Annotated in this window: 22 protein-coding genes; 11 read left to right on the top strand and 11 right to left on the bottom strand. The window is 73.9% G+C overall.

Annotation, left to right across the window (positions count from 1 at the left end; all coding sequences use genetic code 11):
- Nucleotides 1–43: 43 nt before the first annotated feature.
- Nucleotides 44–415 carry a hypothetical protein gene (locus BJP40_RS28415; protein WP_254792972.1) on the top strand — a complete coding sequence of 124 codons (372 nt, stop codon included), beginning with the start codon at nt 44–46 and terminating at the stop codon, nt 413–415.
- 660 nt (nt 416–1,075) lie between these two features.
- Nucleotides 1,076–3,412 carry a sialidase family protein gene (locus BJP40_RS28410; protein WP_071283267.1) on the top strand — a complete coding sequence of 779 codons (2,337 nt, stop codon included), beginning with the start codon at nt 1,076–1,078 and terminating at the stop codon, nt 3,410–3,412.
- Between the two features lie 414 nt (nt 3,413–3,826).
- Here the strand turns inward: BJP40_RS28410 and BJP40_RS28405 are convergent, their stop codons facing one another.
- Nucleotides 3,827–4,756, bottom strand: a complete 930-nt coding sequence (locus BJP40_RS28405; protein ID WP_071283266.1) for an RNA polymerase sigma factor SigF — start codon at nt 4,754–4,756, stop codon at nt 3,827–3,829.
- A 225-nt stretch (nt 4,757–4,981) separates the two neighbouring features.
- Here BJP40_RS28405 and BJP40_RS28400 point away from each other — a divergent pair, with 225 nt between their 5' ends.
- The 3 genes from BJP40_RS28400 to BJP40_RS28390 all read left to right on the top strand — a co-directional run bounded on the left by BJP40_RS28400 (nt 4,982) and on the right by BJP40_RS28390 (nt 7,882).
- Nucleotides 4,982–5,350 carry an STAS domain-containing protein gene (locus BJP40_RS28400; protein ID WP_071283264.1) on the top strand — a complete coding sequence of 123 codons (369 nt, stop codon included), beginning with the start codon at nt 4,982–4,984 and terminating at the stop codon, nt 5,348–5,350.
- Between the two features lie 258 nt (nt 5,351–5,608).
- Nucleotides 5,609–6,145, top strand: a complete 537-nt coding sequence (locus tag BJP40_RS28395) for an ATP-binding protein (protein WP_079171538.1) — start codon at nt 5,609–5,611, stop codon at nt 6,143–6,145.
- A 237-nt stretch (nt 6,146–6,382) separates the two neighbouring features.
- The gene (locus tag BJP40_RS28390) at nt 6,383–7,882 is read left to right on the top strand and encodes a sugar transferase (protein ID WP_226962619.1); all 1,500 of its coding nucleotides are present in this window, start codon (nt 6,383–6,385) and stop codon (nt 7,880–7,882) included.
- Between the two features lie 15 nt (nt 7,883–7,897).
- Here BJP40_RS28390 and BJP40_RS28385 read toward each other — a convergent pair whose 3' ends face one another.
- Nucleotides 7,898–8,884 carry a GDP-L-fucose synthase gene (locus tag BJP40_RS28385; protein WP_071274285.1) on the bottom strand — a complete coding sequence of 329 codons (987 nt, stop codon included), beginning with the start codon at nt 8,882–8,884 and terminating at the stop codon, nt 7,898–7,900.
- Nucleotides 8,885–9,117: 233 nt separating this feature from the next.
- Between BJP40_RS28385 and gmd the strand changes: the two genes are divergently transcribed.
- The 3 genes from gmd to BJP40_RS28370 all read left to right on the top strand — a co-directional run bounded on the left by gmd (nt 9,118) and on the right by BJP40_RS28370 (nt 14,071).
- The gene (gmd, locus tag BJP40_RS28380; RefSeq protein WP_071274282.1) at nt 9,118–10,131 is read left to right on the top strand and encodes a GDP-mannose 4,6-dehydratase; all 1,014 of its coding nucleotides are present in this window, start codon (nt 9,118–9,120) and stop codon (nt 10,129–10,131) included.
- A 475-nt stretch (nt 10,132–10,606) separates the two neighbouring features.
- Nucleotides 10,607–13,324, top strand: coding sequence for a DNRLRE domain-containing protein (locus BJP40_RS28375; protein WP_071283262.1), 2,718 nt, complete (start codon nt 10,607–10,609; stop codon nt 13,322–13,324).
- A 21-nt stretch (nt 13,325–13,345) separates the two neighbouring features.
- Nucleotides 13,346–14,071: a hypothetical protein gene (locus BJP40_RS28370; protein WP_071283261.1), complete on the top strand. Its 726-nt coding sequence runs from the start codon at nt 13,346–13,348 to the stop codon at nt 14,069–14,071.
- Here BJP40_RS28370 and BJP40_RS28365 read toward each other — a convergent pair.
- Nucleotides 14,050–15,174, bottom strand: coding sequence for a glycosyltransferase (locus BJP40_RS28365; RefSeq protein WP_071283277.1), 1,125 nt, complete (start codon nt 15,172–15,174; stop codon nt 14,050–14,052). The genes BJP40_RS28370 and BJP40_RS28365 overlap by 22 nt on opposite strands.
- A 23-nt stretch (nt 15,175–15,197) precedes the next feature.
- Complete coding sequence (locus BJP40_RS28360) at nt 15,198–15,737, bottom strand: WcaF family extracellular polysaccharide biosynthesis acetyltransferase (RefSeq protein ID WP_071274273.1); 540 nt, start codon at nt 15,735–15,737, stop codon at nt 15,198–15,200.
- A 125-nt stretch (nt 15,738–15,862) separates the two neighbouring features.
- On the opposite strand from BJP40_RS28360, the gene BJP40_RS28355 reads away from it, so the two are divergent.
- Nucleotides 15,863–17,407 (top strand): hypothetical protein, encoded by a 1,545-nt coding sequence (locus tag BJP40_RS28355; RefSeq protein ID WP_071283259.1) that lies wholly within the window; start codon nt 15,863–15,865, stop codon nt 17,405–17,407.
- A 159-nt stretch (nt 17,408–17,566) separates the two neighbouring features.
- Here BJP40_RS28355 and map read toward each other — a convergent pair whose 3' ends face one another.
- Nucleotides 17,567–18,334, bottom strand: coding sequence for a type I methionyl aminopeptidase (gene map, locus BJP40_RS28350; protein WP_071283257.1), 768 nt, complete (start codon nt 18,332–18,334; stop codon nt 17,567–17,569).
- A 58-nt stretch (nt 18,335–18,392) separates the two neighbouring features.
- Between map and BJP40_RS28345 the strand changes: the two genes are divergently transcribed.
- On the top strand, nt 18,393–18,668 hold the full coding sequence (locus BJP40_RS28345; protein WP_071283256.1) for a helix-turn-helix domain-containing protein: 276 nt from the start codon (nt 18,393–18,395) through the stop codon (nt 18,666–18,668).
- 136 nt (nt 18,669–18,804) lie between these two features.
- Here BJP40_RS28345 and BJP40_RS28340 read toward each other — a convergent pair whose 3' ends face one another.
- The 3 genes from BJP40_RS28340 to BJP40_RS28330 are packed head-to-tail and all read right to left on the bottom strand — an operon-like array spanning nt 18,805 to nt 23,251.
- Complete coding sequence (locus BJP40_RS28340) at nt 18,805–20,055, bottom strand: hypothetical protein (protein ID WP_071283275.1); 1,251 nt, start codon at nt 20,053–20,055, stop codon at nt 18,805–18,807.
- A 17-nt stretch (nt 20,056–20,072) separates the two neighbouring features.
- Complete coding sequence (locus BJP40_RS28335) at nt 20,073–21,935, bottom strand: hypothetical protein (RefSeq protein WP_071283255.1); 1,863 nt, start codon at nt 21,933–21,935, stop codon at nt 20,073–20,075.
- Nucleotides 21,932–23,251, bottom strand: coding sequence for a glycosyltransferase family 4 protein (locus BJP40_RS28330; RefSeq protein WP_079171537.1), 1,320 nt, complete (start codon nt 23,249–23,251; stop codon nt 21,932–21,934). Before BJP40_RS28330 ends, BJP40_RS28335 begins: the two co-directional genes overlap by 4 nt.
- A 144-nt stretch (nt 23,252–23,395) precedes the next feature.
- Here BJP40_RS28330 and BJP40_RS28325 point away from each other — a divergent pair, with 144 nt between their 5' ends.
- Nucleotides 23,396–23,872 carry an adenylyltransferase/cytidyltransferase family protein gene (locus tag BJP40_RS28325; RefSeq protein WP_071283254.1) on the top strand — a complete coding sequence of 159 codons (477 nt, stop codon included), beginning with the start codon at nt 23,396–23,398 and terminating at the stop codon, nt 23,870–23,872.
- 13 nt (nt 23,873–23,885) lie between these two features.
- On the opposite strand, the gene BJP40_RS28320 is transcribed toward BJP40_RS28325, so the two are convergent.
- The 3 genes from BJP40_RS28320 to BJP40_RS28310 all read right to left on the bottom strand — a co-directional run bounded on the left by BJP40_RS28320 (nt 23,886) and on the right by BJP40_RS28310 (nt 26,865).
- Complete coding sequence (locus BJP40_RS28320) at nt 23,886–24,611, bottom strand: CDP-alcohol phosphatidyltransferase family protein (protein ID WP_071283271.1); 726 nt, start codon at nt 24,609–24,611, stop codon at nt 23,886–23,888.
- 170 nt (nt 24,612–24,781) lie between these two features.
- Nucleotides 24,782–25,471 carry a SapC family protein gene (locus BJP40_RS28315; RefSeq protein WP_071264978.1) on the bottom strand — a complete coding sequence of 230 codons (690 nt, stop codon included), beginning with the start codon at nt 25,469–25,471 and terminating at the stop codon, nt 24,782–24,784.
- Between the two features lie 302 nt (nt 25,472–25,773).
- Entirely contained in the window at nt 25,774–26,865 is a 1,092-nt protein-coding gene (locus tag BJP40_RS28310; protein ID WP_071283252.1) for an LCP family protein, read from the bottom strand.
- Between the last annotated feature and the right edge of the window lie 80 nt (nt 26,866–26,945).

Below are 26,945 nucleotides of genomic sequence, written 5' to 3'. Positions count from 1 at the left end.
CGACCCGGCGGGCGGCTTCCCTGGCGGGGCGCGCACTCGGGTGATGAACAGACTGATTCATGACTTTTTGTTCGCATCCGTCCCCAGCGTGGAACTCGAACCCCTCGTGAAGGCCATCCGGCACGACTCGCACTGTTCTCAGGAGGCACCCATGTTCGTGAAGAAGCTGCATGACGCCGGCGTCCGGAGTGAGCACGCCTACCTCGCCGCCGCCGGGTCCATCGGCCTGTCGCTGGTGTCCTGGCTGACGTCCAACCGCCGGGAGGACATCGAGCGGGCGGACCGGTGGGGCATCTTCGTCGGTGAGTGGGCTCCCACGTTCTTCGCGCTGGGGCTCGCGCTCGCCAACTACGAGCGTGACGAGGCCGCCGCGGAGGTCACGCAGTTCCCCGGCAGCCGCCACCAGGCCGCCTGACGCGCCACCGGACGCAGCCGGGCGGGGCGGGTGCTGTGCGGAAGACCCGGCGCCCGCCACAGCACCCGGCGCAGCCGGAGCCCCGGCCCCGGGGCCCGGGCATCCCCGACCGACACCGTCACCGCGGCACCACCGGGCACAGCAGCATCTCCAGCATCCCCCCCCGGCATTCCCGACGGTCGCCCCCGGCTGACGCCTTCGACACCATCCGGCCATCAACCGTGGCCCGGGCAGGCGCCGGGGGTCCGATCCCCTCCGGCCCCCGACGGCATCCGGCCCGCGACCTCGGCCGACGGCCTGCGCCGGCAGCCACCGTCCGGCCGACACCCACCGGCGGACACGACCGGAGCCCTCGGCCGACGCCGCGATCCGCACCCGCCGGCCTCCACCGGCCTCCACCGGCCTCCGCCGGCAGACGCCGGCGCCAACACCACCGGCGGACACCCGCCGGAAGCACCACCCGGCACTCCGGAACCGACTGTTCCACCCCGCCGCCGGCCCGCCTCGCGGGCCGGCGGTCCCGTGCGCGGGCCCCTCCGGGGCCGCGGGGTCGTGGACGACAGCGGCCGACAGCGGCCGACATGCGCCCTTCTGCTCGCGTCCCCCCACCCGTACCGTCGTTCCCGTTTGAAACGGGCATGACGATGGGGAGGGCTGTCCATGCGCAGACCGACGCGCAGACGTCTGCTTCCGTGGCTGGTCGCCGCGGTCGCCGGAGCGGCGCTGACCTCGGCGCCACCGGCCGCCGGAGCATTACCGGTCACCGTGGCGCCACCGGCCGCCGGAACGTTACCGTCCGCAGCCGACGGAGCACCGCGGCAGACCGGGTCCTCCTCGGCCGCCGCTGCCGCGGACGTCCCACCGGAGGACGTCTACCGCCCCGTCCGCGGCCCGTCGGCTCCCGCCGAGTACCGCTACGTGCAGAAGACGCTCCCCGGCCAGGCGCTGCCCCGCCACGCCTACGACCGGGCCGCCGCGGAGGCCGCCCGGCTCCCCGCGGTCGGCGGGCGCTGGAAGTCCGTCGGCCCCACGAACATCGGCGGCCGCATCGTCTCCCTGGCCCTCGACCCCCGGCGCGCCGACACCCTGTACGCCGCCGCCGCCAGCGGGGGCCTGTGGCGCAGCACGGACGCGGGCGCCACCTTCCGGTCCGTCTGGCCCGACGACCTCACGCAGGCTATGGGCGCGGTCGCGGTGGCCCCCGACGGGACGCTGTACGCAGGCACCGGCGAGCCGAACCCGGGAGGCGGCAGCATCACGTACGAAGGCACCGGCCTCTACCGCAGCACCGACGGCGGCGCGCACTGGACCCGGCTGGGGCTGCGCGACTCGGGTGCCATCAGCGCCATCACCGTCGACCCGGCCGACCCGCGCCGCCTCTACGTCGCCGCGGCCGGCTCCCTCTACAACGCCGGCGGCGACCGCGGCGTCTACCGCTCGGAGGACGGCGGCGCCACCTGGCAGCGCATCCTGGAGGGCGAGAACGCGTTCACCGGCGCCACGGAGATCGTCGTCGACGGCGACCGGCTGTACGCGGTCCTGTGGGACCACCGGCGCACGCCGAGCCTGCGGACGTACGGGGGTGTCGGCTCCGGGGTGTTCCGCTCCACCGACGACGGACGCACCTGGCAGCGCCTCGGCGGCGGCCTGCCCGCGCGGAGCGCCGACGTGGGCCGCATCGGCCTCGCGGTCGCCGGCGACCGCCTGTACGCCCTCGTCAACAGGACGGGCGGCCCCTTCGAGGGCTTCTACTCCTCGGCCGACGGCGGCGACACCTGGGCGCGCACCCCGGACGACCCCCGGCTGACGGCGTCGCAGTCCAGCTTCGGCTGGTGGTTCGGCAAGGTGTGGATCGACCCGGTGGACACGGACCACGTGCACGTCGCGGGCGTCGCGCTGCTCACCACCAAGGACGCGGGCCGCACGTGGTCGGCGGACGCCACCAGCATCCACGTCGACCACCACGCCCTGGTGTGGGACCCGCGCCGGCCGGGCCGCGTGTACCTCGGCAACGACGGCGGCGTGTACCGCTCCGACGCGCGCGGCGACGGCGGCTGGGTCGCGTCCCGCCACCAGCCGTACACGCAGCTCTACAGCGCCGCGATCACCCCGCAGGACCCCACCCGGATCTCGGGCGGTTCGCAGGACAACGGCAGTCTGCGCTCCTGGGGCTCCCCGGACGGCGGGTTCGACGAGTACCTGGGCGGCGACGGCGAGGAGAACCTGATCAACCCCCGGGACAAGGACAACGTCATCGCCTGCTACCAGTACGGCAACTGCTTCCGCTCCACCGACGGCGGCGACACCCTCACGTACTTCGCGGACGCCACGACGTACCAGCGGCGCAACTGGTTCACGCCGGTCGTCTTCGACCCCCGGGACCCGGAGATCCTCTACTACGGCTCCGAGGTCGTGAACCGCTCCACCGACGGCGGCGCGACCTGGCAGGCCATCAGCGGCGACCTGTCGGGCGGGCCGGGCGACGACCCCGTCTACACGAACTACGGCACGATCACCTCCCTGGCCGCGGCGGGGGACGGCCGCACCGTCTACGCGGGCACGGACGACGGCCGGGTCTGGGTGACCCGCGACCTCGGCGGGACGTGGACGAAACTCGCGGAGGGCCGCCCCTGGGTCACCCGCGTGGTGGTCGACGAGAAGGACCCCGACCGGGTGTGGACCACGCACTCCGCGTACCGCTCCGGCTCCCCGCTGGCCCACGTGTACGGCTCCACCGACGGCGGCCGCACGTGGCGCGACCTGTCCGGGAACCTGCCGGAGGCGCCGGTGAACGACCTGGTGGCGGCCCGCGCCGGCATCCTGTACGCGGCCACCGACCAGGGCGTCTTCACGTCGTTCACGGGCGGCGGCCACTGGTTCCGGCTGGGCCGCGGCATGCCGCGCGTCCCGGTCGACGACATCGAGTACGACCCGTCCCGCAACCGCCTGGTGGCGGCGACGTTCGGCCGGGGCTTCTACGAACTGCGGACGTGGTGACCACCGCCCGCCCGGCCTGACCGCCCCGACGGGCGGAAGGGGCGCCCGCCGCGTGCCTGGTGGGCCGTCCCGGCCGCCGCTCCCGCCCGCCGTACGGGCGGTCGTCGGCCCCGGCACACGGCCTCGGCCCCTCGGCAGCCCGCACGGGCCGCCGAGGGGCCGAGGCCCGGACGACGGGGCCGGCCGGCCCCGCACCGGATGTCCCGGAGCGGGGCCGGGCCGGAGCCCGCGGTCACCGGTCCATCAGCGCGAACACCCCCCGGCAGGGACGGTCCCGCGCCCGATGCCCCGGCAGCGCGGTCCCGGTGAGACGACCGGGGGCCCCGCTCCCGGACCCCCGTGTGCGCCGTGACGGCGTCCGGGTGTCCGGGAGCGGGGCCCCTGGGGTGCCTCGGCCAGGCGGGGGGACCGTGGTCACTCCTCCACGGTGAGGCCCTTTCTGAGCTTCGCGAGCGTGCGCGAGAGCAGCCGGGACACGTGCATCTGGGAGATGTCGAGCTCCTCGCCGATCTCCGACTGGGTCAGCCCGGCCACGAAGCGCAGCGACAGGATCCGCCGGTCGCGGGGCGGCAGCGAGGCGATCAGCGGCTTCAGCGACTCGATGTACTCGATGCCTTCCAGGCCGTGGTCCTCGTACCCGATGCGGTCGGCCAGCGCGCCCTCGGTGTCGTCCTCCTCCGGCTGCGCGTCGAGGGAGCTCGCGGTGTAGGCGTTGCTCGCGGCCATGCCCTCGACGACCTCGTCCTGGCTGATGCCGAGCTTCTCGGCCAGTTCCGCCACGGTCGGGGAGCGGTCCAGCTGCTGGGCCAGCTCGTCGCCCGCCTTGGCCAGGTCCAGGCGGAGCTCCTGGAGCCGGCGGGGCACGCGCACGGACCACGACGTGTCGCGGAAGAAGCGCTTGATCTCGCCGATGATCGTCGGCATGGCGAAGGTCGGGAACTCGACCTCGCGGCTCAGCTCGAACCGGTCGATGGCCTTGATCAGGCCGATCGTGCCGACCTGGACGATGTCCTCCATCGGCTCGCTGCGGGAGCGGAAGCGGGAGGCGGCGAACTTCACGAGGGCGAGGTTCAGCTCGACGAGCGTGTTGCGCACGTAGGCGTACTCGTGGGTGCCCTCTTCGAGGCTTTCGAGACGGGCGAAGAGGGTCTTGGACAGGGCTCGCGCGTCGAGCGGGTCCACCTCGTCGTACGGGGGGATCTCGGGGAGGTCCAGGTCGGCGCCGAGGTCGGTGCCGGACGGGGACGCGGAGTAGGTGTCGGAGTCGAAGGAGTGGGAAGGAGTTGCCGACGGCGCGTCGTGGGTACGCGTTTCGTCGAGCCGGGGTGACATGGTGTCCTCCATGGTTGTCGGCATATGGCCGCCGAAGCCCATTACGTGTGCCTGCGGTGTGCGGCGCCTCCAAGCCGGCCGTGTCGGGTGTGCCCTACTAGCCCTACCGGGTTTCCACGGACCGACGCAAGTGTCATTCATGCCGTATATACCCTTTGTGGGGGGCTTCGACTACCGACCGGTCCGGATTCGGCGTAGGGTTCACCCGACCCGAACGGATCGGCGAAGAGGGGCGGAATGGGCCGCGAGACGGTCGGCAGCGCACATCAGGGCCGACTCAGCGTCGGGGTTCGCACGGAGGGCCCCAGCGAGATCCTCACGCCGGTGGGTGAGCTCGATCACCACACCGCGGACCTCCTGCGCGAACCCCTGGACGCCGCCCTCGCCCGCGGCTGCACACGCCTCGTGGTCGACTGCTCGCAGCTCGCATTCCTGGACTCCACCGGTCTCAACGTGCTGCTCGGCGCCCGACTGAAAGCCGAGGCGGGAGGTGGCGGCGTGCACCTCGCCGCGATGCGCCCCGCGGTGGCCCGGGTCTTCGAGATCACCGGCGCCGAGGCGGTCTTCACCGTGCACCCCTCACTGGAGGCCGCGCTCACCCTGTAGCGCGGTCGACCCATCTGGTGGGTGTCGCCCGAAGACGGTCGGGCAGAAGCACGCCGAAGGACATGGAAGAACCCCCGGGGCTCCACCGAGGGTTCACACTCTCTGTTAAACGATGTCGACGTCGACGAGGGCGGCGACCTGGTGAATCGGTGAGGTGACGCGCTGATGGGTGCGGCGCAGCAGCAACCGCCGAGCGGACTCGGCCCACGGCCGGGTGGCTCCGGTGCTCCGTCCTCGCGGCGCGGGACGCCTTCCGGCATGCCGTCCGGCCCCCCGGCGGACCCGGACGCAGGCGTCCGGGCGGACCGTAGCGGCGTCCGGCGGCCCGACCTGGCCGCGGACGCCCGTACGGCCCCGGCGGCGGGCGAGGCCAGCGCCGGCGCCGCCCCCGAGACGCGCACGCTCGCCCTCGACGGGGCCAGCGGCGTCGTCCCGATGGCCAGGGACTTCACCCGGCAGGCGCTCTACGACTGGGGTTGGCTGCCCGCCTCCACCGCGGAGCGCCGGGCCGCCGCCGAGGACGTCCTGCTGGTCGTCTCCGAACTGGTCACCAACGCCTGCCTGCACGCCGAGGGGCCCGAGGAACTGCGGGTCGTCCGCGGCGGCCGGGTGCTGCGGCTGGAGGTCGCGGACCGCGGGACCGGCCAGCCGGCGCCCCGCACCCCCCACCGGGCGGGCCGGCCCGGTGGCCACGGCATGTTCATCGTCCAGCGGCTCTGCCTCGACTGGGGTGTGATCCGCGCCACCGACGCCCCGGGCAAGACGGTCTGGGCGGAGCTGGCCGCCCCCGCGTAGCACCTGCCGCCGCTTCGCGAACACCCCTCGGCCACCTGCGTACTCGCGGTACGCGCCGCGTATGAGGCACCTCCGGAGCGAGGTGTCCGGAAACGTTGTGTATACGGAGCCTTACACGAGAACGTGTTCTGCGAGGCGGTCGTGTGCCGTAGTGTGCCCTCCCGTGAAGGAAATGTGAGTACCGGAGCCGCGTCCTGAGCGGCGGTCTCTTTTCCTGGCCTGGGGGGGCTGACGATCTTGGCAAACACTCACACGCACGGCTTCCGCACGGCACGGCCCATCGGTGCCCGCACCGCTGGAGGGGCGCAGCCGGTGACCGCCGGCCGCCTGGCGAAGCCGCGCTGGTACCTGCCGGTGCTGCTCGCCGTGGACGCCGGTGTCACCGCGGCGTCGGTGCTGCTGGTGTTCGGCCGGGTCGACCAGCCGCACCCGGTGCGGTACGCGGCCGTGGCCGCCTCGGCGTGGGTGGGCGTGCAGGCGCTGCGCCGACGCTACCGGCTCTTCGAGCTCGGCGAGTCCCGCGGGGCCCTGCCGGTGCTGCACGACTGGCTCATCCTCGTCGCCGTCCTGGCGGTGCTCAGCGTGGCCACCGCCCGAACCCCGCAGCCGTACGCGGCGCTGCTCGCGCTCACGCCGGGGCTCGTGTGCACCCTCGTCGCCCGCCGCGCCGTCCACCGGCACCTGACGGCCGTGCGGCGCGCGGCCGAGGCCGTCGACCGGGTGCTCGTGGTCGGTGAGCCCGGCGCACTGGAGGGCGCCGTGCGGCGGCTGGCCTCCGGTACCGACCACCCGTACGCCGTGGTGGGCACCGTCGTCGTCGGCGACGGTCCGCCGGAGGGCCGCGACCCGATGGTGCCGGTCGCACTGGGGCACGGGGACCGTCTGGACGTCGGCCCGGACGGCGTGGGGGAGCGGCTCGTGGGCTTCGCCCGCTGGCACGGCGCCGACGTGGTGCTGCTGGCCCCCGGCCCGCTGCTCACCGGCGAGCGGCTGCGGGAGGTGTGCTGGGCGCTGCACGACGAGGGCCTGGAGGTGGCGCTGGCGCCCGGCCTCGTGGAGACCTCCGCGAAGCGGCTGACGGCCGCCTCCGTGGCGGGCCTCACCGTCCTGCGGGTGGAGCGGCCGCGCTCCGGCGGCGTCCACGCGTTCCTGAAGGCCGTCATGGACCGGGGCGGCGCCGCGGCCGGGCTGCTGCTGCTGTCGCCGCTGTTCCTGCTGCTGACGCTGCTGATACGGCTGGACTCGCGCGGACCGGCGTTCTACCGGCAGCAGCGGGTCGGGCGGGACGAGCAGCCCTTCACCATGTGGAAGTTCCGCACGATGGTCGTCGACGCCGACAAGCTGAAGGCGGAGCTGGCCTCGCGCAACGAGAACGACGGGCTGATGTTCAAGATGCGGCGCGACCCGCGGGTCACCCGCGTCGGGCGCTTCCTGCGCCGCACCCCCCTGGACGAGCCGCCCCAGCTCGTCAACGTGGTGCTCGGAGACATGTCCCTGGTGGGGCCGCGCCCGCCGCTGCCGGACGAGGTCGCCGGCTATGACGCGGCGGCGCTGCGCCGACTGCGGGTGAAGCCGGGCATGACCGGCCTGTGGCAGGTCAGCGGCCGGTCCGACCTGTCGTGGGACGAAACCATCCAGCTCGACCTGCACTACGTCGACAACTGGTCGTTCAGCAGCGACCTCGATGTGATGAGCCGTACGCTCCGCGCCGTCGTCGACGGCCGCGGAGCGTACTGAGGCCGCGTCGTGGGATCAGTGCTGTCCGAGCCACCAGGCGTACGTCGACGCGATGCCGTCGCGCAGTGCGATGCCGGGCTTCCAGCCCAGACCGGTCAGGCGCGAGACGTCCAGCAGCTTGCGGGGCGTGCCGTCCGGCTTGGAGGTGTCCCAGGCGATGCGGCCCGCGAAGCCGGTCACGTCCGCGACCGTCTCGGCCAGCTCCCGGATGGTGAGGTCCTCGCCGCAGCCCACGTTGACCGGGGCGTCGCCGTCGTACCGGGCCAGCAGCGTGGCGCACGCGTCCGCCAGGTCGTCGACGTGCAGGAACTCCCGGCGGGGGGTGCCCGAGCCCCAGAGCGTCACCTCGTCCCGGCCGGCCTCGCGCGCCTCGTGGAAGCGGCGGATCAGCGCCGGCAGCACGTGCGAGGTCTCCAGGTCGAAGTTGTCGCCCGGGCCGTAGAGGTTCGTCGGCATCGCCGAGATGTAGGAGGCGCCGAACTGGCGGCGGTAGGACTGCACCTGGCAGATGCCGGCGATCTTGGCGAGGGCGTACGGCTCGTTCGTCGGCTCCAGGGGGCCGGTCAGCAGCGCGTCCTCGCTGATCGGCTGCGGCGCGTGCTTCGGGTAGATGCACGACGAGCCGAGGAACAGCAGCCGGGCCACCCCGGCCGCGTGGGCGCCCGCGATCACGCTGAGCTGGATCCGCAGGTTGTCCTCGAGGAACGGCACGGGCTGGGTGCTGTTGGCCATGATGCCGCCGACCTTGGCGGCGGCCAGGACCACCGCGTCCGGCCGTACGTCGGCGAGGAAGGCGGCCGTGGCCGCGGCGTCCCGCAGGTCGAGCTCCGAGCGGCCGCGGGTGATCACCTCGTGGCCGTCGGCGGTCAGGCGCCGGACCACGGCGGAGCCGACGAGCCCGCGGTGCCCGGCCACGAATATCCGGGCTCGGGCCGGCAGGAGGGGCGACGACGGGGTGGTGGGCGGCGTGGCCGCCTGCGAGTCGGTCATGTGCCGGATCATGCCAGGCCCACCGCCGTCCGCCACACCCGGAGTCCGGATGTGACGCATCTATCGCCTATATCCCTGCATAGGGCGCCACAGCGGGCGCCTGCGCCGCCACCCCGGGAGCCGGTCGCACCGCGCGCCCGCGGATGCGTGGCGCCGCACGCCGCACCCCAGAACCCACCGCACATCCCGCAACACAACGCCAGGGCCGGAGCCGTAGGGCGGTCCGCCCGGGAGGAGAACCACGCATGAGCAAGACCGCACTGATCACAGGGGTCACCGGGCAGGACGGCTCGTACCTGTCGGAGCTGCTGCTGTCCAAGGGGTACACGGTGCACGGCCTGGTGCGGCGGTCCTCCACCTTCAACACCGAGCGGATCGACCACATCTACCAGGGCCCGCAGGAGGAGGGCCGCCGGTTCGTGCTGCACCACGCCGACCTGTCCGACGGCGTCGCCCTGGTGAACCTGCTGCGCGAGATACAGCCCGACGAGGTCTACAACCTCGGCGCCCAGTCCCATGTCCGGGTCTCCTTCGACGCCCCGCTGTACACCGGCGACGTCACCGGCCTCGGCGCGCTGCGCCTCCTGGAGGCGATCCGCGCCTCCGGCATCGAGACCCGGATCTACCAGGCGTCGTCGTCGGAGATGTTCGGTTCGACGCCGCCGCCGCAGAACGAGGAGACCCCGTTCCACCCGCGCAGCCCGTACGGCGTCGCGAAGGTGTACGGCTACTGGGCCACGGTCAACTACCGCGAGGCGTACGGCATGTACGCGGTGAACGGCATCCTCTTCAACCACGAGTCGCCGCGCCGCGGCGAGACCTTCGTGACCCGCAAGATCACGCGTGCCGTCGCCCGCATCAAGGCGGGGCTCCAGAAGGAGCTGTACCTCGGCAACCTGGACGCGGTGCGCGACTGGGGCTACGCGCCCGAGTACGTGGACGCGATGTGGCGGATGCTCCAGCAGGACGAGCCCACCGACTACGTCGTCGCCACCGGCGTGGCGGCCACGGTGCGTCAGTTCCTGGAGACTGCTTTCGGCCATGCGGGACTCGACTGGCAGGAGCACGTGCGGTACGACGCGAAGTACGAGCGCCCCAGCGAGGTGGATGCCCTCATCGGTGACGCGAGCAAGGCCGAGCGGCTGCTCGGCTGGAAGCCCGAGGTGCTGGTCGAGGACCTGGCCCGGATCATGGTGGACGCCGATGTGCGCCAGGTCCAGGACGAGTTGTCGGGCGCCGCGGTCCGCGTCGACCGCTGAGCCGACGGCGGCAGGGGCGTGTCCGCCCCGCCGCCCGTGACTCGATATCCGCAGCTCACCGCCCTGCCCGGCCGCACGCGGCGCGGGTGGGGCGGTGTGTTTGCTGTCCGGTGGGGCGTGCGACAGCGCGTCGCGCGCCGGCATGCGCTCCCCTTCGCCTCAGCCTGCCCGCCCTCCCGTTCGGCGGCCCCCGGGTGGCCTTGCCGCTGGTGGCGGGCGGGAACGGAGGCGGACCACCGGCGCTGCGCCGGTGAACGCGGCGTCGCAACCGCTCGTATCACGTGATTGACTCGATTTATACGCAACCAAGCTGTGGATTTGCGTCACAGATGGCCGGAATTGGCCGAACAGGCGTTACTCTACGGCTCATTCCATCTGACTGGGTGACTGTCCGGATCTGAGCGACCGCCTGAGCCGCGCCGCCGACCGCAGACCGCCGCCCACAGCATCAGGACGTTGTCGTCTTGGGGGGTACATGAAGAAGACAAGAGGGCTGCGCGTCGCCCTCGCCCTGTCCGTGGCGGCGGGTGGCGTCGGCGTGGCCGTCGCGCCGCAGGCCACCGCGCTCACTCCGCCGGTGGGCTTCACCGCGGACGACCTGCCGACCTGGCAGACCAACGGCATCGTCTGGGCGATGGCCGAGGCCGACGGCGTGGTCTTCGCCGGCGGCACCTTCTCCGCCGTGCGGCCGCCGGAGGGTGCCTCCGGCACCACGCGGGAGGCGCTCAACTTCGTGGCGCTGGACGCCGCGACCGGTGCGCCCACCGACTGCGAGCTGTCCTTCACGGTCAGCCAGGGCACGGCCACCGTGCGGGCCCTGGCCGTGTCGCCGGACAAGAGCACCCTGTACGTCGGCGGCTACTTCGGCGCGGTGAACGGCAAGCCGGTGTCGAGCGCCGCGGCCATCGACATCGCCTCCTGCACCCCCAAGGACGGGTTCAACGCCGTCTTCCCCGCCACCGTGCGGGCGCTCGCGGTCACCTCGGACACCGTGTACGCGGGCGGCGACTTCGGACAGGTCAACGGCGAGACCCGGGAGCGGTTCGCCGCCGTCGACGCCTCCACCGGCGCCCTGCGCCCGTTCACGGCGAACGCCGACGAGCCCGGCCGCGCCGTCGAGCTCACCCCCGACGGGAAGCACGTCCTGCTCGGCGGCGACTTCTTCTACGTCAACGGCGCCGCCTCGCACGCCCTCGCCGTGGTGGACGCCACCACGGGCGCGAACGTGAAGACGTACCCCAACGGCTTCATCCAGAACGTCTCGGTCGTCAAGGACATCGACGTCGACGAGACCGGCTTCTACACGGCCAACGAGGGCACCGGCGGCTTCGACGGCCGAATAGCCCTGGACCTCGGCACCTACGAGCAGCGCTGGCGCGACGGCTGCTTCGGCGCCACCCAGGCCGTCGAGTCCCACGGCGGCGTGCTGTACAGCGCCTCCCACGCGCACAACTGCTCCAGCGAGGACGAGTTCCCCGACGGGCGCCGCTACCACTTCCTGGCCCAGCGGACCACGTCCACGGGCAAGCTCGGCTGGTTCCCCGACACCAACGACGGTCTGGGCGAGGGCATCGGCCCGCGCGTCATGACCGTCAGCGCCAAGGACGGCGTCGAGTACATGTGGTCCGGCGGTGAGTTCACCACCGTCAACGGCGCTCCCGCGCAGGGCCTCACCCGCTTCGCGTCCACCGGCGACACCGGCAAGCCCACCACCCCCGTGGCGAGCGCCGCCAGCACCAAGCCCGGCGAGGTGCAGGTGCGCTGGCGCGCCAGCATGGACCTCGACGACAGCAAGCTGACGTACAAGCTCTACCGGGACGGCGGCGCCACCCCGATCGCCACGATCGACGCCGAGTCGCTGCCCTGGCACCGCCCGCAGGTGTCCTTCACCGACACCGGCCTGGCCCCCGGCAGCTCCCACACCTACCGGGTGACCGCCACCGACGGCGCCGGCAACGTCAGCGCCCTGTCCGCGACCGTCACCGCGACCGTCGCCGCGTCCACGGAGCCCTACCCGACGGCGATCACCGGTGACGGCGCGGGGATGTACTGGCGGCTCGACGACACCACCAGCCCGTACGTCGCGGACTCCTCCGCCGGCGACCTGAGCGGCCTGCAGTACGGCGGCCCGACCCAGGGCCAGCCGGGCGCACTGGCCGGCGGCAACACGGCCTACTCGTTCGACGGCTCCAACGACAAGCTGTACAGCGACCGCCGCGTCAGCGTCGGCGACAGCTACAGCATCGAGGCGTGGTTCAAGACCACCACGAACCGCGGCGGCAAGCTGATCGGCTTCGGCAACAACACCACCCGCTACAGCAGCCGGTACGACAAGCACATCTACATGAACAACTGGGGCCAGCTGTACTTCGGCGCCTACGACGGCCGGGCCCGCACCCTGTCCACCTGGGGCACCTACAACGACGGCAAGTGGCACCACGTCGTCGGCACCCAGGGCCCCGACGGCATGACGCTGTACGTCGACGGCAAGAAGATCGGCTCCAACGGCTACAGCGGCCACGAGAAGTACCTCGGCTACTGGCACGTGGGCGGCGACCAGATCGGCAGCTGGCCGTCCCGCCCGTCGAGCAACTACTTCGCGGGCCAGATCGACGAGGCCGCGGTCTACCCGACCGTGCTCAGCAGCGCCCAGGTCGCCGCGCACCACGCGAAGGCCTCCGTGGCGGGCGACACCGTCACCACGCTGCAGGCCGCCGAGGACGCCTACGTCAACGCGGGCGCGTCCGGCACCAACTACGGCAGCGCCACGTCCCTCGCGGTGCGCGGCAGCTCCGCGTACGAGACGTACCTGCGGTTCCAGCTCCCCGAGGCCCCGGCCGGCACCCAGCTGGTCGGCGCGGCGCTGGAGGTGCGCACCGACTCGTCGTCGTACGCCGGGTCGACCGACCCCGTGAAGGTCACCACCGTCACCGGCGACTGGACCGAGGACGGCGTCACCTACGCGAACCGGCCCGCCCTCGGCACGGAGACGCTCGGCACGCTCACCCCGCCGACGACCCCGAACGCCGGAGCCTCGGTGCAGCTCGACACGACCGCCGTCGGCGCCGCCCTCGGCAGCACGTACGAGCTGGCGCTCACCGCGGAGGGCACGGACTCGCTGTGGCTGTGGTCGAGCGAGGCCCCCTCCTCGGCGGGCACGCCGAAGCTGGTCCTCACGTTCACTCCGAACTAGACCGCGGTGCAGGAGCAACCCATGCGCATCTCCCCTCTCCGGCGGCCGGGCCGCCCCGCCGCGGCGGCCGCGCTGCTGCTGGCGGCGGCGCTCACCGTGAGCGGTTGCTCGGCCGACCCGGACGGGGACGGGAAGGCCGGCGCCTCGGCGCCGGCCTCGCCCGGCCTCTCCGCGGCCGAACGGGTCGAGAAGGAGCTGGACGCCCCGGCCGAGGAGACCCCGCAGCCGCAGGCGTCCGAGGCGTCGCAGAAGCCGAAGAAGGACACCGCGACGGACGGGAAGCTGAAGCCCGCCACGGGCTCCTTCTCCAAGAAGGAGAAGGAGTACCTCAGCGGGCGCGTCCCCGAGTCGGTGGAGCCCGCCGCCGTCCTCGACCTCGGACGGGAGTCGTGCCAGCGGATCGAGCGGACCGCGAAGCACGACAAGGACGCCGCCGCCGCCGCGGTCGTCGCCGGTGACGTCCGCGACGCCGAGGACGCCGTCACCCATCTGTGCCCCGAGCAGCAGCCGGTGCTCGACGCCGCGGAGGGCGGCTACGCCGACGGCACCCACGAGAAGCCCGCCCCGGGCCGCTACCGGACCGCTTCGTCCGGCCCGTCCTGCACCTGGCAGGTCACGGACGCGAAGGGCGGCATCCTCACCTCCGGGCCCGCCCCGGGCGCGAAGGACGGGCAGCACACGCTGACCATCCCGTCCGGCGCGGCCGGGTTCGAGTCGAGCGGCTGCTACGCCTGGCTGCGGGCGTAGGCCCGGCCGTAGACGTCCAGCAGGTCGTCCACCACGGCGCCGATGGAGAAGGCGTCGGCCGCGAGCGCGTGCGCCGCGGCCGACGCCTTCCGCGCTTCCACGGGCTCCAGCAGTTCCACGACCGCGTCCGCCAGGCCGGAGGCGTCCCGCACGACCCGGCCCGCACCGGCGTCCCGCACGGCCGACGCGAGCCCGTTCGACTCCGTCACCACGGCCGGGGTGCCCACGGACAGCGACTCCAGGACCGACATCGGGAAGGGCTCCTCCACGGACGGCAGCACGTACACGTGCGCCGCGCGCAGCTGGTCGAGGACCTCCGCCGAGCCCAGGGCGCCGATGTAGCGGACCTGCTCCCGCAGCCCCAGCTCGTCCACGAGCTGCTGCACGGCGGGCAGTTCGCCCTCGTCGGGGCCCGCGATGACGAACCGGGCGTCCGGGTGGCGCCGCAGCACGCCGGGCACGGCGGCCACGAAGTCGCAGGGCCGCTTGCGGGCCTGCAGCCGGGCCGCGTAGAGGACCAGCGGCGGACCCTCCGGCGCGGGCCGCGGGTCCTGCCGGGGCACGCCGTTGACGAGCGGCACGGCGTTGCCGAGCGGCTCCCCGAGGACGGCGTCGAGGCCGCGCCGCTCGTGCGCCGTCAGGTGCAGCACGGCCGCCGCGCCCCGCAGGACCCGCCGCACGGCCAGCGCGTCCAGAACCTTCGCCAGCAGCTTGTCGCTGGGGTCCACCATGCCGTGGGTCTGGAGCACCAGCGGCACCCCGGCGCGCAGCGCGGCCAGCGCCACCGGCAGGGTCACCAGGTCGCGCGCCAGGTGCACGTGGACCACGTCGGCGCCGCGCACCAGGCCCCGGGCCTCGGCCAGCAGGGCGGGCGAGGTGATGCCGCTGAAACCGAGCGGCAGCAGCCGCTTCGCCGGGTACAGCCGCGCAGGGACGCCCTCCACGTCGGCGGGCGGCGTCGGGCCGAAGCCGTCGGCCAGCGCCAGCAGCCGCGGCTCGTGGCCGCGCTCCCGCAGCCCGTGCGCCAGGTTCAGGGCGACCCGCACCGGGCCGCCGAACGCCCCCGTGGGGGAGTGCAGGGTGACGGCGTGCAGGACACGCAGGGACGTGCGGGGCGGTACGGCGCTCACTGGGGCTCCTTGACGGGGCGGCGGGTGCCGTCCGCGGTGTGCAGGGTCAGCTCGGGCAGGTCCTGGTGGAGCACGGCCCCGGCGCCCACCACGGCGTGCCGTCCGACGCGGGTGCCGGCCAGCACGGTCGCGCGGGCCGCGACCCAGGCGCCGTCCTCGACGGTGATGGGCGCGTTGCGGTAGCGGAAGTCGGCGGCGCGGTGGTCGTGGCTGCCGGTGCAGAGCAGCGCCTCCTGGGACACGCACACGTCGGCCCCGATCGTGACCGGCTCCAGGTTGAGCAGCCAGGCGCCCTCACCGATCCACGTGTTGTCCCCGATGCTCAGCTTCCAGGGCCACAGGACGCGGACCTTGTGGCGGATGAACACGTTCGACCCCACGGTGGCGCCGAACGCGCGCAGCAGCGCCACGCGCAGCCGGGCGGGGCACCACCAGGCCATGAAGACCAGGTTGAGCACGGCGAACCACAGGGCCTGCGTCAGCTTGCCCCGGCCCTTGTCGTACCCGGCCAGCGTGAACGCGGACAGATCGCGCATACCGCCGGACTCCCCCCTGTGCGCACGGTGTGAAAATCGGAGCAACAGGTTAGCGGCTGCGCGGGCGGAAGGTCCCGACGGCCTCGTTAGACTGCGCCCGGAACCGGGCGACGGGGGGAACACAAGTGACGGCCGACACCACCACGCCGCCTGCCGTACGCCGGGCGGCGCCCGCCGGGAGCGTGGTGGTGCCGCTGCCGCCGCCGTTCCGGCCCCGGACCCTGCTGTCCCGGGCGCTGGCCGTGCCCCTCGTCCTCGGCCTGTCCTGCTTCCTGCCGCTCGTCGTCATCTCCCAGCCCGGCGAAGGCCCCCGGGACGCGGCGTTCTGGCTGCAGCTCGTCCTCACCGTCTACTGCGGCCTGCGGCTGTCCGCCATGGTCCTCACGACCCGCCGCAAACTGCTCCAGGCCACGTTCTGGATGTTCTGCTACATGGCGATGGGCGTCGCCCCGCTCGCGCAGGCGGTGCTGGGCCGGGTGCCCACGCCCGTCGTCGGCCCCCGCGAGCACCTCGTCCAGGCCGTGTCCCTGCTCCTGCTCGGCTGCTTCGCCTTCGACGTGGGCGCGCTGCTGGCCCGCTACCGGCCGCCGTGGCGCCGGCGCGCCCCCGGGGAGCCGCGCCCGCCGGGCGAGGTCGCGCCCGACGACCGGCCGGTCCTCATCCACCGGCGGCGGACGTACCTGCTGGCGCTGTTCGCCTTCGCGTGCGGTGCCCTGCTCATCGTGAAGCTCGGCGGCCCCTCCGTGTTCTTCAGCAGCCGCCAGGAGATCATCGAGACCATCGAGGACACCGGCGTCGCCACCGAGGGCGGCGGTCAGGCCGGCCAGGCGTTCCTGCGCGGCTTCGGCACGGTCCCCCCGCTCATCGCGCTGCTCGTCTACCTGCGCTGGATGATCACCTCGCGCCGCGCCCGGCGCACCTGGTCCGTCGTCGCCGTCTTCGGCGCGCTCGTGATTCTCAACATCATCGTCAACAACCCCGTCTCGAACCCCCGCTACTGGTTCCTGACGGTGATGTTCGCGCTGCTCTTCACCGCGTTCCCGGCCAGCGCCGCCATGTACCGCACGTCACTGAGCCTCGGCGTCATCGTGGCGCTGCTCCTCTTCCCGTTCATGGACCGCTTCCGGTACGACGAGAACAACACCCGGCAGATCGAGACGACGTCCTTCCTGGAACCGCTGGCCCTCAAGGACTACGACCAGGTCGGCATGTTCGCCAACACCATCACGTACGTCGAGTCGGGCCAGGGCCACACGTACGGCTACCAGCTCACGGGCTCCCTGCTGTTCGCCGTGCCGCGCTCCCTCTGGGAGGACAAGCCGTCCGACACGGGCGTCACCGTCGGCGAGTGGATGGGCGCCGTCAACACGAACCTGTCGTCGCCGATCTGGGCCGAGCTGTGGATCGACTTCGGCCCGGTGGGCATGACGGTCGGCCTCGCCGCGCTCGGGTACGCCGCGGCCCGCGTCGACCGCCGGGTGGCCCGCCGCGCGGTGCGCGGCTCACCCTCGGGCAGCCTGCTGCTGATCACCGCGCCGCTGGTGGCGGGCTACTCCTTCATCCTCGTACGGGGACCGCTGCTCCAGGCCACCGGCAAGGTCGCCATCGCGGCCCTGTGCCTCGCGCTCATCGCCACCCGCAGGAGGGACCCCAAGGCGGGCCTGGACTGACCGCGCCGGCCCCGCGCCGGGGCCCGGCGGCCTCGGGCTGCCGCCCGCGCCCCGGGGCCCGGCGGAGCGTGGTGGGCGCCGCGCGTACGTCGGGGCGGCCCGGGGGCCGGCCGCCGCGCCGTCGTGCGGACGGCCGCTCCGTGTCCCGTCCGTACCCGGTCACGGGAGGGTCAGGACGCGCGGGCCCTCCTCCGTGATGGCGACGGTGTGCTCGATGTGGGCCGCCCGGCTGCCGTCGACGGTGCACAGCGTCCATCCGTCGGGCGCGGTGCGGTAGTCGTCGTGTCCGCCGGCCATGAGCATGGGCTCGATGGCTATGACCAGGCCGTGGCGCAGGCGGAGGCCGCGACCGGGGCGCCCCCGGTTGGGAACGTGCGGGTCCTCGTGCATGCTGCGGCCGATGCCGTGCCCGCCGAAGTCGGCGGGCATGCCGCAGCCCGCCGTGCGGGCGACGGAGCCGATGGCGTGGGAGACGTCGCCGATGCGGCTGCCGACCCGAGCTGCGGCGATGCCGGCGTCGAGGGCCTGCTGCGTGGCGGCGATCAGGGCGAGGTCCGCGGGGCGGGGGGTTCCGACGGTGAAGCTGACGGCCGCGTCACCGGTCCAGCCGTCGAGCCGGGCACCGCAGTCGACACTCACCAGGTCGCCGTCGCGCAGGCGGTAGTCGGTGGGGACGCCGTGGACGATCGCGTCGTTGACCGACGTGCAGATCACCGCGGGGAACGGCGTGGGGGCGAAGGAGGGCCGGTAGCCGAGGAAGGGGGAGCGGGCCCCGGCCTCCGCCAGGACGGTACGGGCCGCTTCGTCCAGTTCCTTCAGGGACACCCCGACGCCGGCCGCTTCCCGGACGGCGGCGAGGGCGCGGGCCACGACGCGCCCTGCTTCCCGCATCGCGTCCAGTGCCGCGTCGGTCTTGATCTCCACCATGTCCTGCACTCCTCGCCCGCAGTGACCCAATTCTTATACCGGTATTAGTATCACGGGCATGGTGAGGACTCCTTTGACCCCGTACGAGCGGCAGCGCGGGGAGCGGTTCGGCGCGCTGCTGCGCCAGGCGCGTGGCAGCCGCAGCATGGTGGAGGTCGCCGCGGCGGCAGGGGTGTCGGCGGAGACCCTGCGCAAGATCGAGACCGGCCGGGCCCCGACACCCGCCTTCTTCACCGTGGTGGCGCTCGCCGCCGCACTGGACGTGTCCCTGGACGAGCTGGCCGCGGCCTGCGCGCACACCGGCGACCGCGGGGACCAGGCGCTCTCGGCCTGACGGCCCGCGCCCGAAGCCGGTCCGCCCCGCGGGACCCGGGCGCCCGCCGGGGCACCGCCCGCCCGTCACCGCCCCGCCGGACACCACACGGCCCCCGCAGGAGCGCGCGCCTGCGGGGGCCGGTCGGGCGTATCGGTCAGTCGTGTGCCGCCGCCCGCGCGGCGGGGTCGCGGGGCGCCGGCTCGGCGCCGGGCGCAGCGCGCCGCAGCCGCCACACCCGTACCCACGCGGCCAGTGCCTTCGCCCCCGAGCCGCACGCCAGGCCCCACGCCGCGCCCACCGCGCCCGCCAGCGCGAAGCCCGCGCCCAGCAGCGCCACCGACAGCAGCGAGAAGAAGACCTGCACCGGCAGCGTGTCGCGCGGGCTCAGCACGCGCAGCGTCAGCAGGGCGCTCACCCCGAAGCCCATCAGCGTGTACTGGACCGCCGACGCGGGCAGGATCGCCGCCACCGCCGGCCACGTGTCGCCCAGCACCTGCCGGCCCCACCCGCCGGGCAGCAGCCACCACACCGCGCCCCACACCGCGCCCGTACCGGCCAGCGCCGCGCCCAGCAGCAGCGTCGCCCGCACCACCGCGCGCCCGCCGCCGAGCCGGTTCAGCAGCGGCGGCCCGAAGCCGTTCGCGGCGCCGAAGAACACGTTCAGCGGGCCGAACAGCGCCGACGCACCCCGCAGCGCGCCCACCGCCGACGGGCTGCCCAGCAGGCCGAGGCCGAGCACCGCGAGCTGGCTGGAGCCGTTGCCGACGGCGAACTCCACGGCGAACCGCCGCCCCAGGTGCCCGCGCCGCACATAGCGCCGCAGGTCCGCCCGCCCCCCGCCGCGCAGCGGGCGCCGCAGCAGCGCCAGCGCCAGCAGCAGGCCGGGCAGCGCCGCGAGGCCCCAGGCCAGCACGAGCCGCACCGGTGACGCGCCGTCGGGCTGCACGGCGAGCACCGCCACGGTGCATCCCAGGCGCAGCCCGTCCGCGGCGAGCGCGTGGTGCGGGCGCCCCAGCAGCGAGAAGCAGTACCGCGCCGCGTCCTGGAGCAGCACCACGGGAAGCACCGCCCCGAGCGCCGCGAGGGCCCGCGCCGACGGCGGCGCCACCGCCCCGGCCGCCACCAGGGCCGCGCCCACCGCGCAGGCCGCCACCGCGGTGAACCCCAGCGCCCCCCGGCAGGCCGCGGCCCGCTCCGCGGTGCTCCCGCGTTCCAGGACGAGCGCCTGCCCCACGTACGCCATGAACAGGCCCAGCACCACGGTGAACACCAGGTACACCATGGAGAACCGGGCGAAACCCGACACCGTGGACAGCCGGGCCGCCAGCACCAGCACGAGGATGTTCGTCAGCCCGGCGGCGCCCTGGTCCAGCACGGACGCGAGCGCCGCCGTACGGCCCCGCAGGGCGCCGTCCGGGGTGCTCACGACCGGTCGCGGGGCGACACCGTGCGCAGCGCCATCGTGGAGGTGCCGTCGCCGAGCGCGTCGTCGCGGTCCTCGAAGCGGCGCTCACGTCCGCCGTCGTACGCGTCGTCACGGGCCCCGCCGCCGGACTCCGCGCCGTCGTAGCCGCCCTCGCCGTATCCGGCGTCCGCGTCACCAGCGTCGGCGTACCCGGCGTCGGCGTAGCCCCCGTCACCGTCCGCCGCCGAGGAGCCGCCGCGCTGGCCGCGCCCGCCGCCCTTGCGGCGGTTCCCGCCCTTGGGGGACGCGTCCTTGCCGCGCTCCCCGCGGTGCATGACCGTGCCCAGCACGGTGCCGCCCGCACCCGTTATCAGGTCCCGCAGCCGGGCGAGCTGGGAGCGGTGCACACCGCGCGGGTCGCACACGACCAGCACCCCGTCCACCCGGTCCACCAGCGCCAGCGCGTCGGCGTACGCGAAGACCGGCGGGGTCAGCACGATGACCGTGACCCGCGGGTCGTCGGCCTCCTCGACGAGCCGGGACATCTCCGGCGACGTCAGCGCCCGCGCCACGTTCCGCACCCGGGCACCCGGCACCAGCTCGAAGCTGCCCGACTCCCCGGCGTCCACGGTCAGCCGGCGCTTGCCGGGCCAGCCGCTGGTCGCGGCGCCGCTCTCCGCGTCGTGCCGCCAGGCGGGGCGGTTGATCTCCCGGGCCCGCAGCTGGTTCTCCAGCGACGGCCTGCGCAGCTCCGCCTCCACGATCAGCACCCGCTTGCCGGTCTCCGCGAACGACGCGGCGAGGTTGACGGCCACCGCCGCCGCCGTGCGGCTGGAGCCGCGCGGCGCCGCCACGAGCAGCCGCCGCCGGTCGGCGAACCGCTGGTCGTAGGCGAGGCGGTAGGCGATCGACCGGTACTCCTCGGCGAGCGGCGAGTCGTCCCGGTTCTCCGCCAGCAGCGGCTGGCTCTCCGCGACCCGCGGCAGCGAACCGAGGACCGGGGCGCGCAGCGCCCGCGCCACGTCGCCCTCCGACCGGGCCGCCGGGTCGAACACCAGCCGCACCCATGCCAGCAGCAGGCCCAGCGCGATGCCGACGGCGCCGCCCAGCCCCAGCGACAGCGGCCAGCCCGGCCCGTCCGACGAGGCCGGCGGCGTCGCCGTCTTCAGCACCTTGCCCGGCGTCATGTCGAGCGCCTTCAGCTTGCTGATGCGGTTGCTCAGCTCCGTCATGCGGTTGAGCAGGTTCGCCTTGACGGTGTAGTCGGCCTCCACGTCGGAGCCGCTGCGGCCCTCCAGCTTCTCCGCCAGCTCGTCGTGGCGCTTCGCGACCGGGTCGAGCTGCTGCTGCAGCCCCTTGATCATCGTGTCGCGGGTGTGCTCGGTCTGCTCCCGCCGGTCCGCGAGGTACGCCTCCACGAGCGCGTTGGCGCGCTCCGCCGACGCCGCCGGGTCACCGCTGGTGTAGGCGAACCGCAGCACCAGCGACTTCGGCGGGTTGGTCACCTGGAGGTCCGTCAGCAGGTTCGACGGGTCCCCGGCGTACCCGAGCTCCTCGGCCGCCCGCTCGGCGGTGCGGCGGCTCGTCGCTGCCTGCCGCTCGGTGTTCATGTCGAGGGTCTTCTCGACCGCGATGCTCGGGTTGAAGGGGTCCTCGACCGGCACCCGCAGCACCACGTCGCTCGTCGCCACGTACGTGTCGGAGGTGCTGTAGCCCAGCCAGGCGCCGCCCAGCAGGCCGATCAGCACACCGCCGGCGATCAGCCGCGGATACCGCAGCAACTGCCGGAACTGGTCCCGCAGGAGGTCCGGTTCGTCCTCCACCATCACGGTGGCGGGCACCGGCCCCACCGCCCCACCGCCCTGCGCCTGCTGCGTCACCTGTCAGCCCCTCCTGCTGCCGCTTCCCGCCGTGCCGGCCCCGGCACCGCCGCCGCCAGCGACAGTGCCTCGTCGAGGAGCGCGTCGTAGCGGGCGAGCCCTGCGGCCCGGCCGAGGTGCGCCTCCACATGACGCGGTCCGGCCGCCCCCAGTTCCCGTGCCTTCTCCGGGTCCGCAGCAAGCGTACGGACCGCCGCCAGCAGCGCCGAGGGGTCCTCCGGCGGGACGAGCACGCCGGCCCCCGACCGCAGCACCTCCCCGGCGGTGCCCCCGCCGTCGGCGACGGACGCCACGACCGGGCGCCCCGCGGCGAAGTACGAGGTCAGCTTGGACGGCACGCTCATGTCGAGCACCGAGGCCCGCTGCGTCACGGCCAGCACGTCGGCCGCGGCGAGCACGTCGGGGAAGTCGTCCGTCCCGGCCGGCGCCAGGAACTCCAGGTTCGGCACGCCCCGCGCCAGCTCGCCGAGCGCCTCGCGCTGGTTGCCGTCGCCCATCAGCACCACCCGCACCCGCGGGTCCAGGCGGGCCGTCTCCACGAGCACGTCGAGCCCCTGCTTGAGGCCCATGTTCCCGGCGTGCAGGACGACGGTGTCGGTGGGTGCCCAGCCGAGCCGGGCGCGGGTCTCCTCCCGGGGTGCGGACGGCGCCGCCACGTGGGACCAGTTCGGCACGATCCGGATGCGGTCGGCCGGCACGCCCAGGGCCCTGACCCGGTCCACGAACGTCTCGTGGATGACCCCGACGAGGGTGCCGCGCCGCAGCACGTACCCCTCGACGCGGGCCGCTGCCGCCGCCGCCCGGTCACCGCCCTCGATGCCGCTCTGCGCCGCCGCCGCCCCCATCAGGTCCTGCACGACGGGCACGTACGGCACGCCCCACCGGGCCGCCAGCCGGGCCCCCGCCACGCCGCCCGCCAGGCTGGGCAGCTGCGCGGACACCGCGTCCGGGCGGCCCATGCGCGGCGGCGCGGTCAGTTTGTGCGCCAGCACCGACGCCTCGAACAGCGCCCTGCGCACGGCTGTCTGCCGGGCCGGTACGGTGTGCCGGCGTCGGTGCACGGTCACGCCGCCCCGCTGTTCGGTGCGCCGCCACGCGCCCCGGTAGTCCTGGTCGACCGACCAGGCCGGGTAGTGCGGCATGCCCGCCAGCACGTGCGTCTCGTGGCCGGCCGCCGCCCAGTGCTCCGCTATCTGCGTGGCGTACGGGCCGATGCCGGTGTGCTCGGGCGCGTAGTTCGTGGACACGAGCAGCACCCGCCGCCCACGGCCCTGCTGCGGTATGCCCTCCGGCTCCGACGGACGTGTGTCCGGCATCGGCTGCCCCCCTTGTGACGAACGATGGCTCGTGCACCCTAGTCGTTCACCCGTCCCTCGTTCACCTGTCCTCCACGAGGCGTGCACGGTACTGTCATCGCGGAACACGGGGGGCGGAACGTCTCAGAGGGGGGCAAGCAAGCCATGTCGGAGCGCCGAGGATACCGGGTCGGATACGCCCCGGGTGCCTACGACCTTTTCCACATAGGGCACCTGAACATCCTTCGCCATGCCCGGCAGCACTGCGACTACCTGGTCGCCGGAGTGGTGTCGGACGAGATGGCGGAGCGGGCCAAGGGGCGCCGTCCGGTGATCCCGCTCATCGAGCGGCTGGAGATCGTCCGGAACATCAAGTACGTCGACGCCGCGTTCGTCGAGACGGTTCCCGACAAGCTGGAGACGTGGAAGCAGGTCCGCTTCGACGTGCTGTTCAAGGGCGACGACTGGCGGGGCACGCCGAAGGGCGACCGGCTGGAGGCCGACTTCGCGGCGGTCGGCGTGGACGTCGTCTACTTCCCGTACACGGTGCACACGTCCAGCACGCAGCTGCGCCGCGCCCTGGACACGCTGACGCAGCCGCCGGCGCCGGCCGCCGAGAGCGGCTCCGGCCTGCCCGGCTGAGCCGGCGGAGCCGCTAGCCCCGGCCCGCCCGGTCGAGTTCGCGGAACCACTTGGCCAGGAACAGGGGCAGGTAGAGCGCGGCGGCGGCACCCAGCAGCCCGTACCCCCACAGGAACAGCTCGCCGCCGCCGAGCAGGACGAACACCGCGCAGAAGACCCCGTGGTCGACGGGCAGCAGCGCCACCGCGCGCAGCGTCGACGGCGGTGGCGGGGCGCTGCCCGGCGCCGGCCGGGGCTTGAGCTGCTCGGTGAGCAGCCCGCCGAAGAACGTGACGATCGCCGCCGTCAGGAAGCCGAGCGGCAGCAGCAGCCACAGCTCGGACCCCTCGACGCCGAAGAACTGCGGGTGCCGGTAGAAGGCGATGAGCACGGCGATGTGCAGTCCGGTGGTCTTCGCGCAGTCGACGACGTGGTCCAGCCACTCGCCGGCGGGGCTGCCACCGCCGCGCAGCCGGGCCAGCTGCCCGTCGGCGGAGTCGAAGGCGAACCCGACGGCCAGCGCCGCCCATATGAGCACCCCGGCCGCCCACGACGGCGGGGCCAGGGCGATGGCGGCCACCGCGGCGAAGCTGAAGGCCGCGCTGACCAGGGTCACCTGGTTGGGGGTGAGCCGGGCCGCGTAGGACGTCGCGGCGAGCACCCGTCCCGCGGGCCGGTTGACGAACCGCGAGTACAGCGACACCCCCTTGGCCGCCTTCTGCGCCCCCCGCAGCCTCGCGAGCGCCTCACCCCAGGTCATCCGCGTCCCGGTACCGGTCACCGCCGCCATCGCACCCCCATGCACCTCGCCCCCGCGCGCCCGTCGCGCGAGACCGCCCATGATGGCAGGCGCGGCCGCCCGCGGGGTGCCCGGGTGAAGGAACCGGACGAACGCGGAGGGTCCGTGCACTGCCCTCGGGCGGAGCGGGATCAGTCGCCCATCAGCCGGTAGAGGAGCTTGGTCCCCTGGTGCAGGGACAGCAGGTGGGCGTGGATGCACGCCAGGTACCCCTTGCTGTGGAGGAGCGCCACCTCCCCGTAGGGCAGCGCCTGGAGCCGGTCCTCGTCCACCGTCCAGAGGTCGCCGACGGTGAAGGCGCGCTCCGGGTGCTCGAACGTCAGCGTCATGGGCCGCAGCAGCTCCAGGCGCTCCAGGTCCCCCATGAAGTCCCGGGTGCGCCGCTCCTCCACGACCGCGCCGCGCAGGAACTCCATCACCTCGTGCAGGTAGGGGGCGTCGCTGCCGTCGTCCTCGAAGAGGCGCTTGCCGTGCGTGGTGTCCCAGCCGGTGAAGTCGAGGTCGACGTACACGCCGATGTCGCCGTCCCCGTCGTCGCTCAGCAGGAAGGGGAACATCCGTATGACTCCCGGTACGTACGCCGGTTCCCGCCAGCGGCCGTCGTCCCGGACGAAGGAGTTCACCCCGTCCTGGAGGCCGAGGAGGCCCTTCGGGGTCATTCCGTCCTCGTCCAGGAAGACGATGGGGAAGTCGGCGGCGGCCTGCACGAACTCCACGGCCGCCAGGTCCACCAGGTGCGTGCTTCCGGCGTACGACAGGTCCGTCGTCTGGTTGAGGCGGAGGTGCGCGTGCGCCTCCCTGTTGAGCCGTTCGAGCCGCATGCGTTCTCCCGTCGCGGTGGAGGAGGCGCGCCGCAGTCGATCACGCCTTCAGGGGGGCGAATCCGTGATCGAACGTATCACGTGCCCTGGGGGAACGCCGGGGGCGCACTCCCCAACCGCCCTTCCGCCAGACCTCTTTGCACCGGCGTCCCGCGGCTCCGGAGCATCGACGAGCCGGGCTTCCCGTGCAGCAGGTGCAGCCGTCCGTCCGCCGGACGGGCGCACCGCGCGGGACCCGGCAGGCATGCGCGCGCCCCGGGCCCTGCACGTCCGTGTGCGGGCCCGGGGCATCGTCGTCGGCGTCAGCCCGCCGTGGCGGGGGACGTGCGGGCGCTCTCCGGTACCGGGGCGTCCTCCCGGATCGCCTTCCACAGCTCGCCCGCCTGCGGCTCCGCCGGCACCACCCGGTTCGGGTCGGCCTTGTCGTAGGCGACCGGCAGCATGATCGTGTCCATCGTCGCGGGGTCGATGCCCTGCATGCTGCGCCCGAACTCCGCGAGCGCGGTCAACGACGCCAGCTCCTCGTCCGTCGTCAGCGCCTTCGTGGCGGACTGCGCGATCCGGTACGCCTTTGCCGGGCTGCCCAGCAGGTCCTGCTGCTTGACCTCCTTCAGCAGCGCCACGAGGAACTGCTGCTGGAGCCCTATGCGCCCCAGGTCGCTGCCGTCCCGGTAGCCGTACCGGGTCCGGACGAACTTCAGCGAGTCCGTGCCGTTCAGCCGGTGCGTCCCGGGCTCCAGGGTGAAGCCGCCCTTGGTGTCCCGGATGGGCTCCTCGACCTTGACCGTGACGCCGCCCAGCTCGTCGACGAGGTCCTTGAACCCGGCGAAGTCGATCTCCATCAGGTGGTCGATGCGCACCCCGGACATCTTCTCCACCGTCTTGACGACGCACGCCGAGCCGCCCGTCGAGTACACCGAGTTGAACATCACGCGCGATGCGGGACCCACTTCGCCGCCTCCTGCCCCGGTGCAGGACGGCCGGTCCACGAGCGTGTCGCGCGGGATGGACACGGCGACCGCCTTCGACCGGTCCGCCGAGACGTGCACCACGAGCGCCGTGTCGGACCGGGCGCCGCCGACGGCGCCGCCGTCGAGCTGCGCGTTGTCGCCGGCCCGCGAGTCGGAGCCGAGGACCAGCAGGTTCGTGGCCTCCAGGGCGCTCGGGGCCTTCTGCGGGCGGTCGTCGCCGAGCGCCCGGCCGAGGTCCACGCTGCTGATGTTGGCGTCCAGGCCGCGGTACGCCCACCAGGCGGCGCCGGCGCAGCCCAGGACGACGGCGGCCAGGACGAGGACGGCGATCCGCCGGCCGCGCCGGGGCCGCCGTCCGGCGCCGCGGCCGCGTCTCCGCGGTGCCTGCTCCGCCGAGTCCGCCTCGTGCACGGTGTCCGACATCGGTCCCTCCCCCTTGGCACGGCCCGCCCGGGCGCCTGCCCGCCGGGTCGCTGCACTATAGGCATCCCGCCCGCCGCCGC

It is taken from the genome of Streptomyces sp. CC53 (genome assembly GCF_001865245.1).
Lineage (GTDB): Bacteria > Actinomycetota > Actinomycetes > Streptomycetales > Streptomycetaceae > Streptomyces.
The sequence above is the reverse complement of the archived record's forward strand: the minus strand, read 5'-3'. Positions and strand labels throughout refer to the sequence as shown.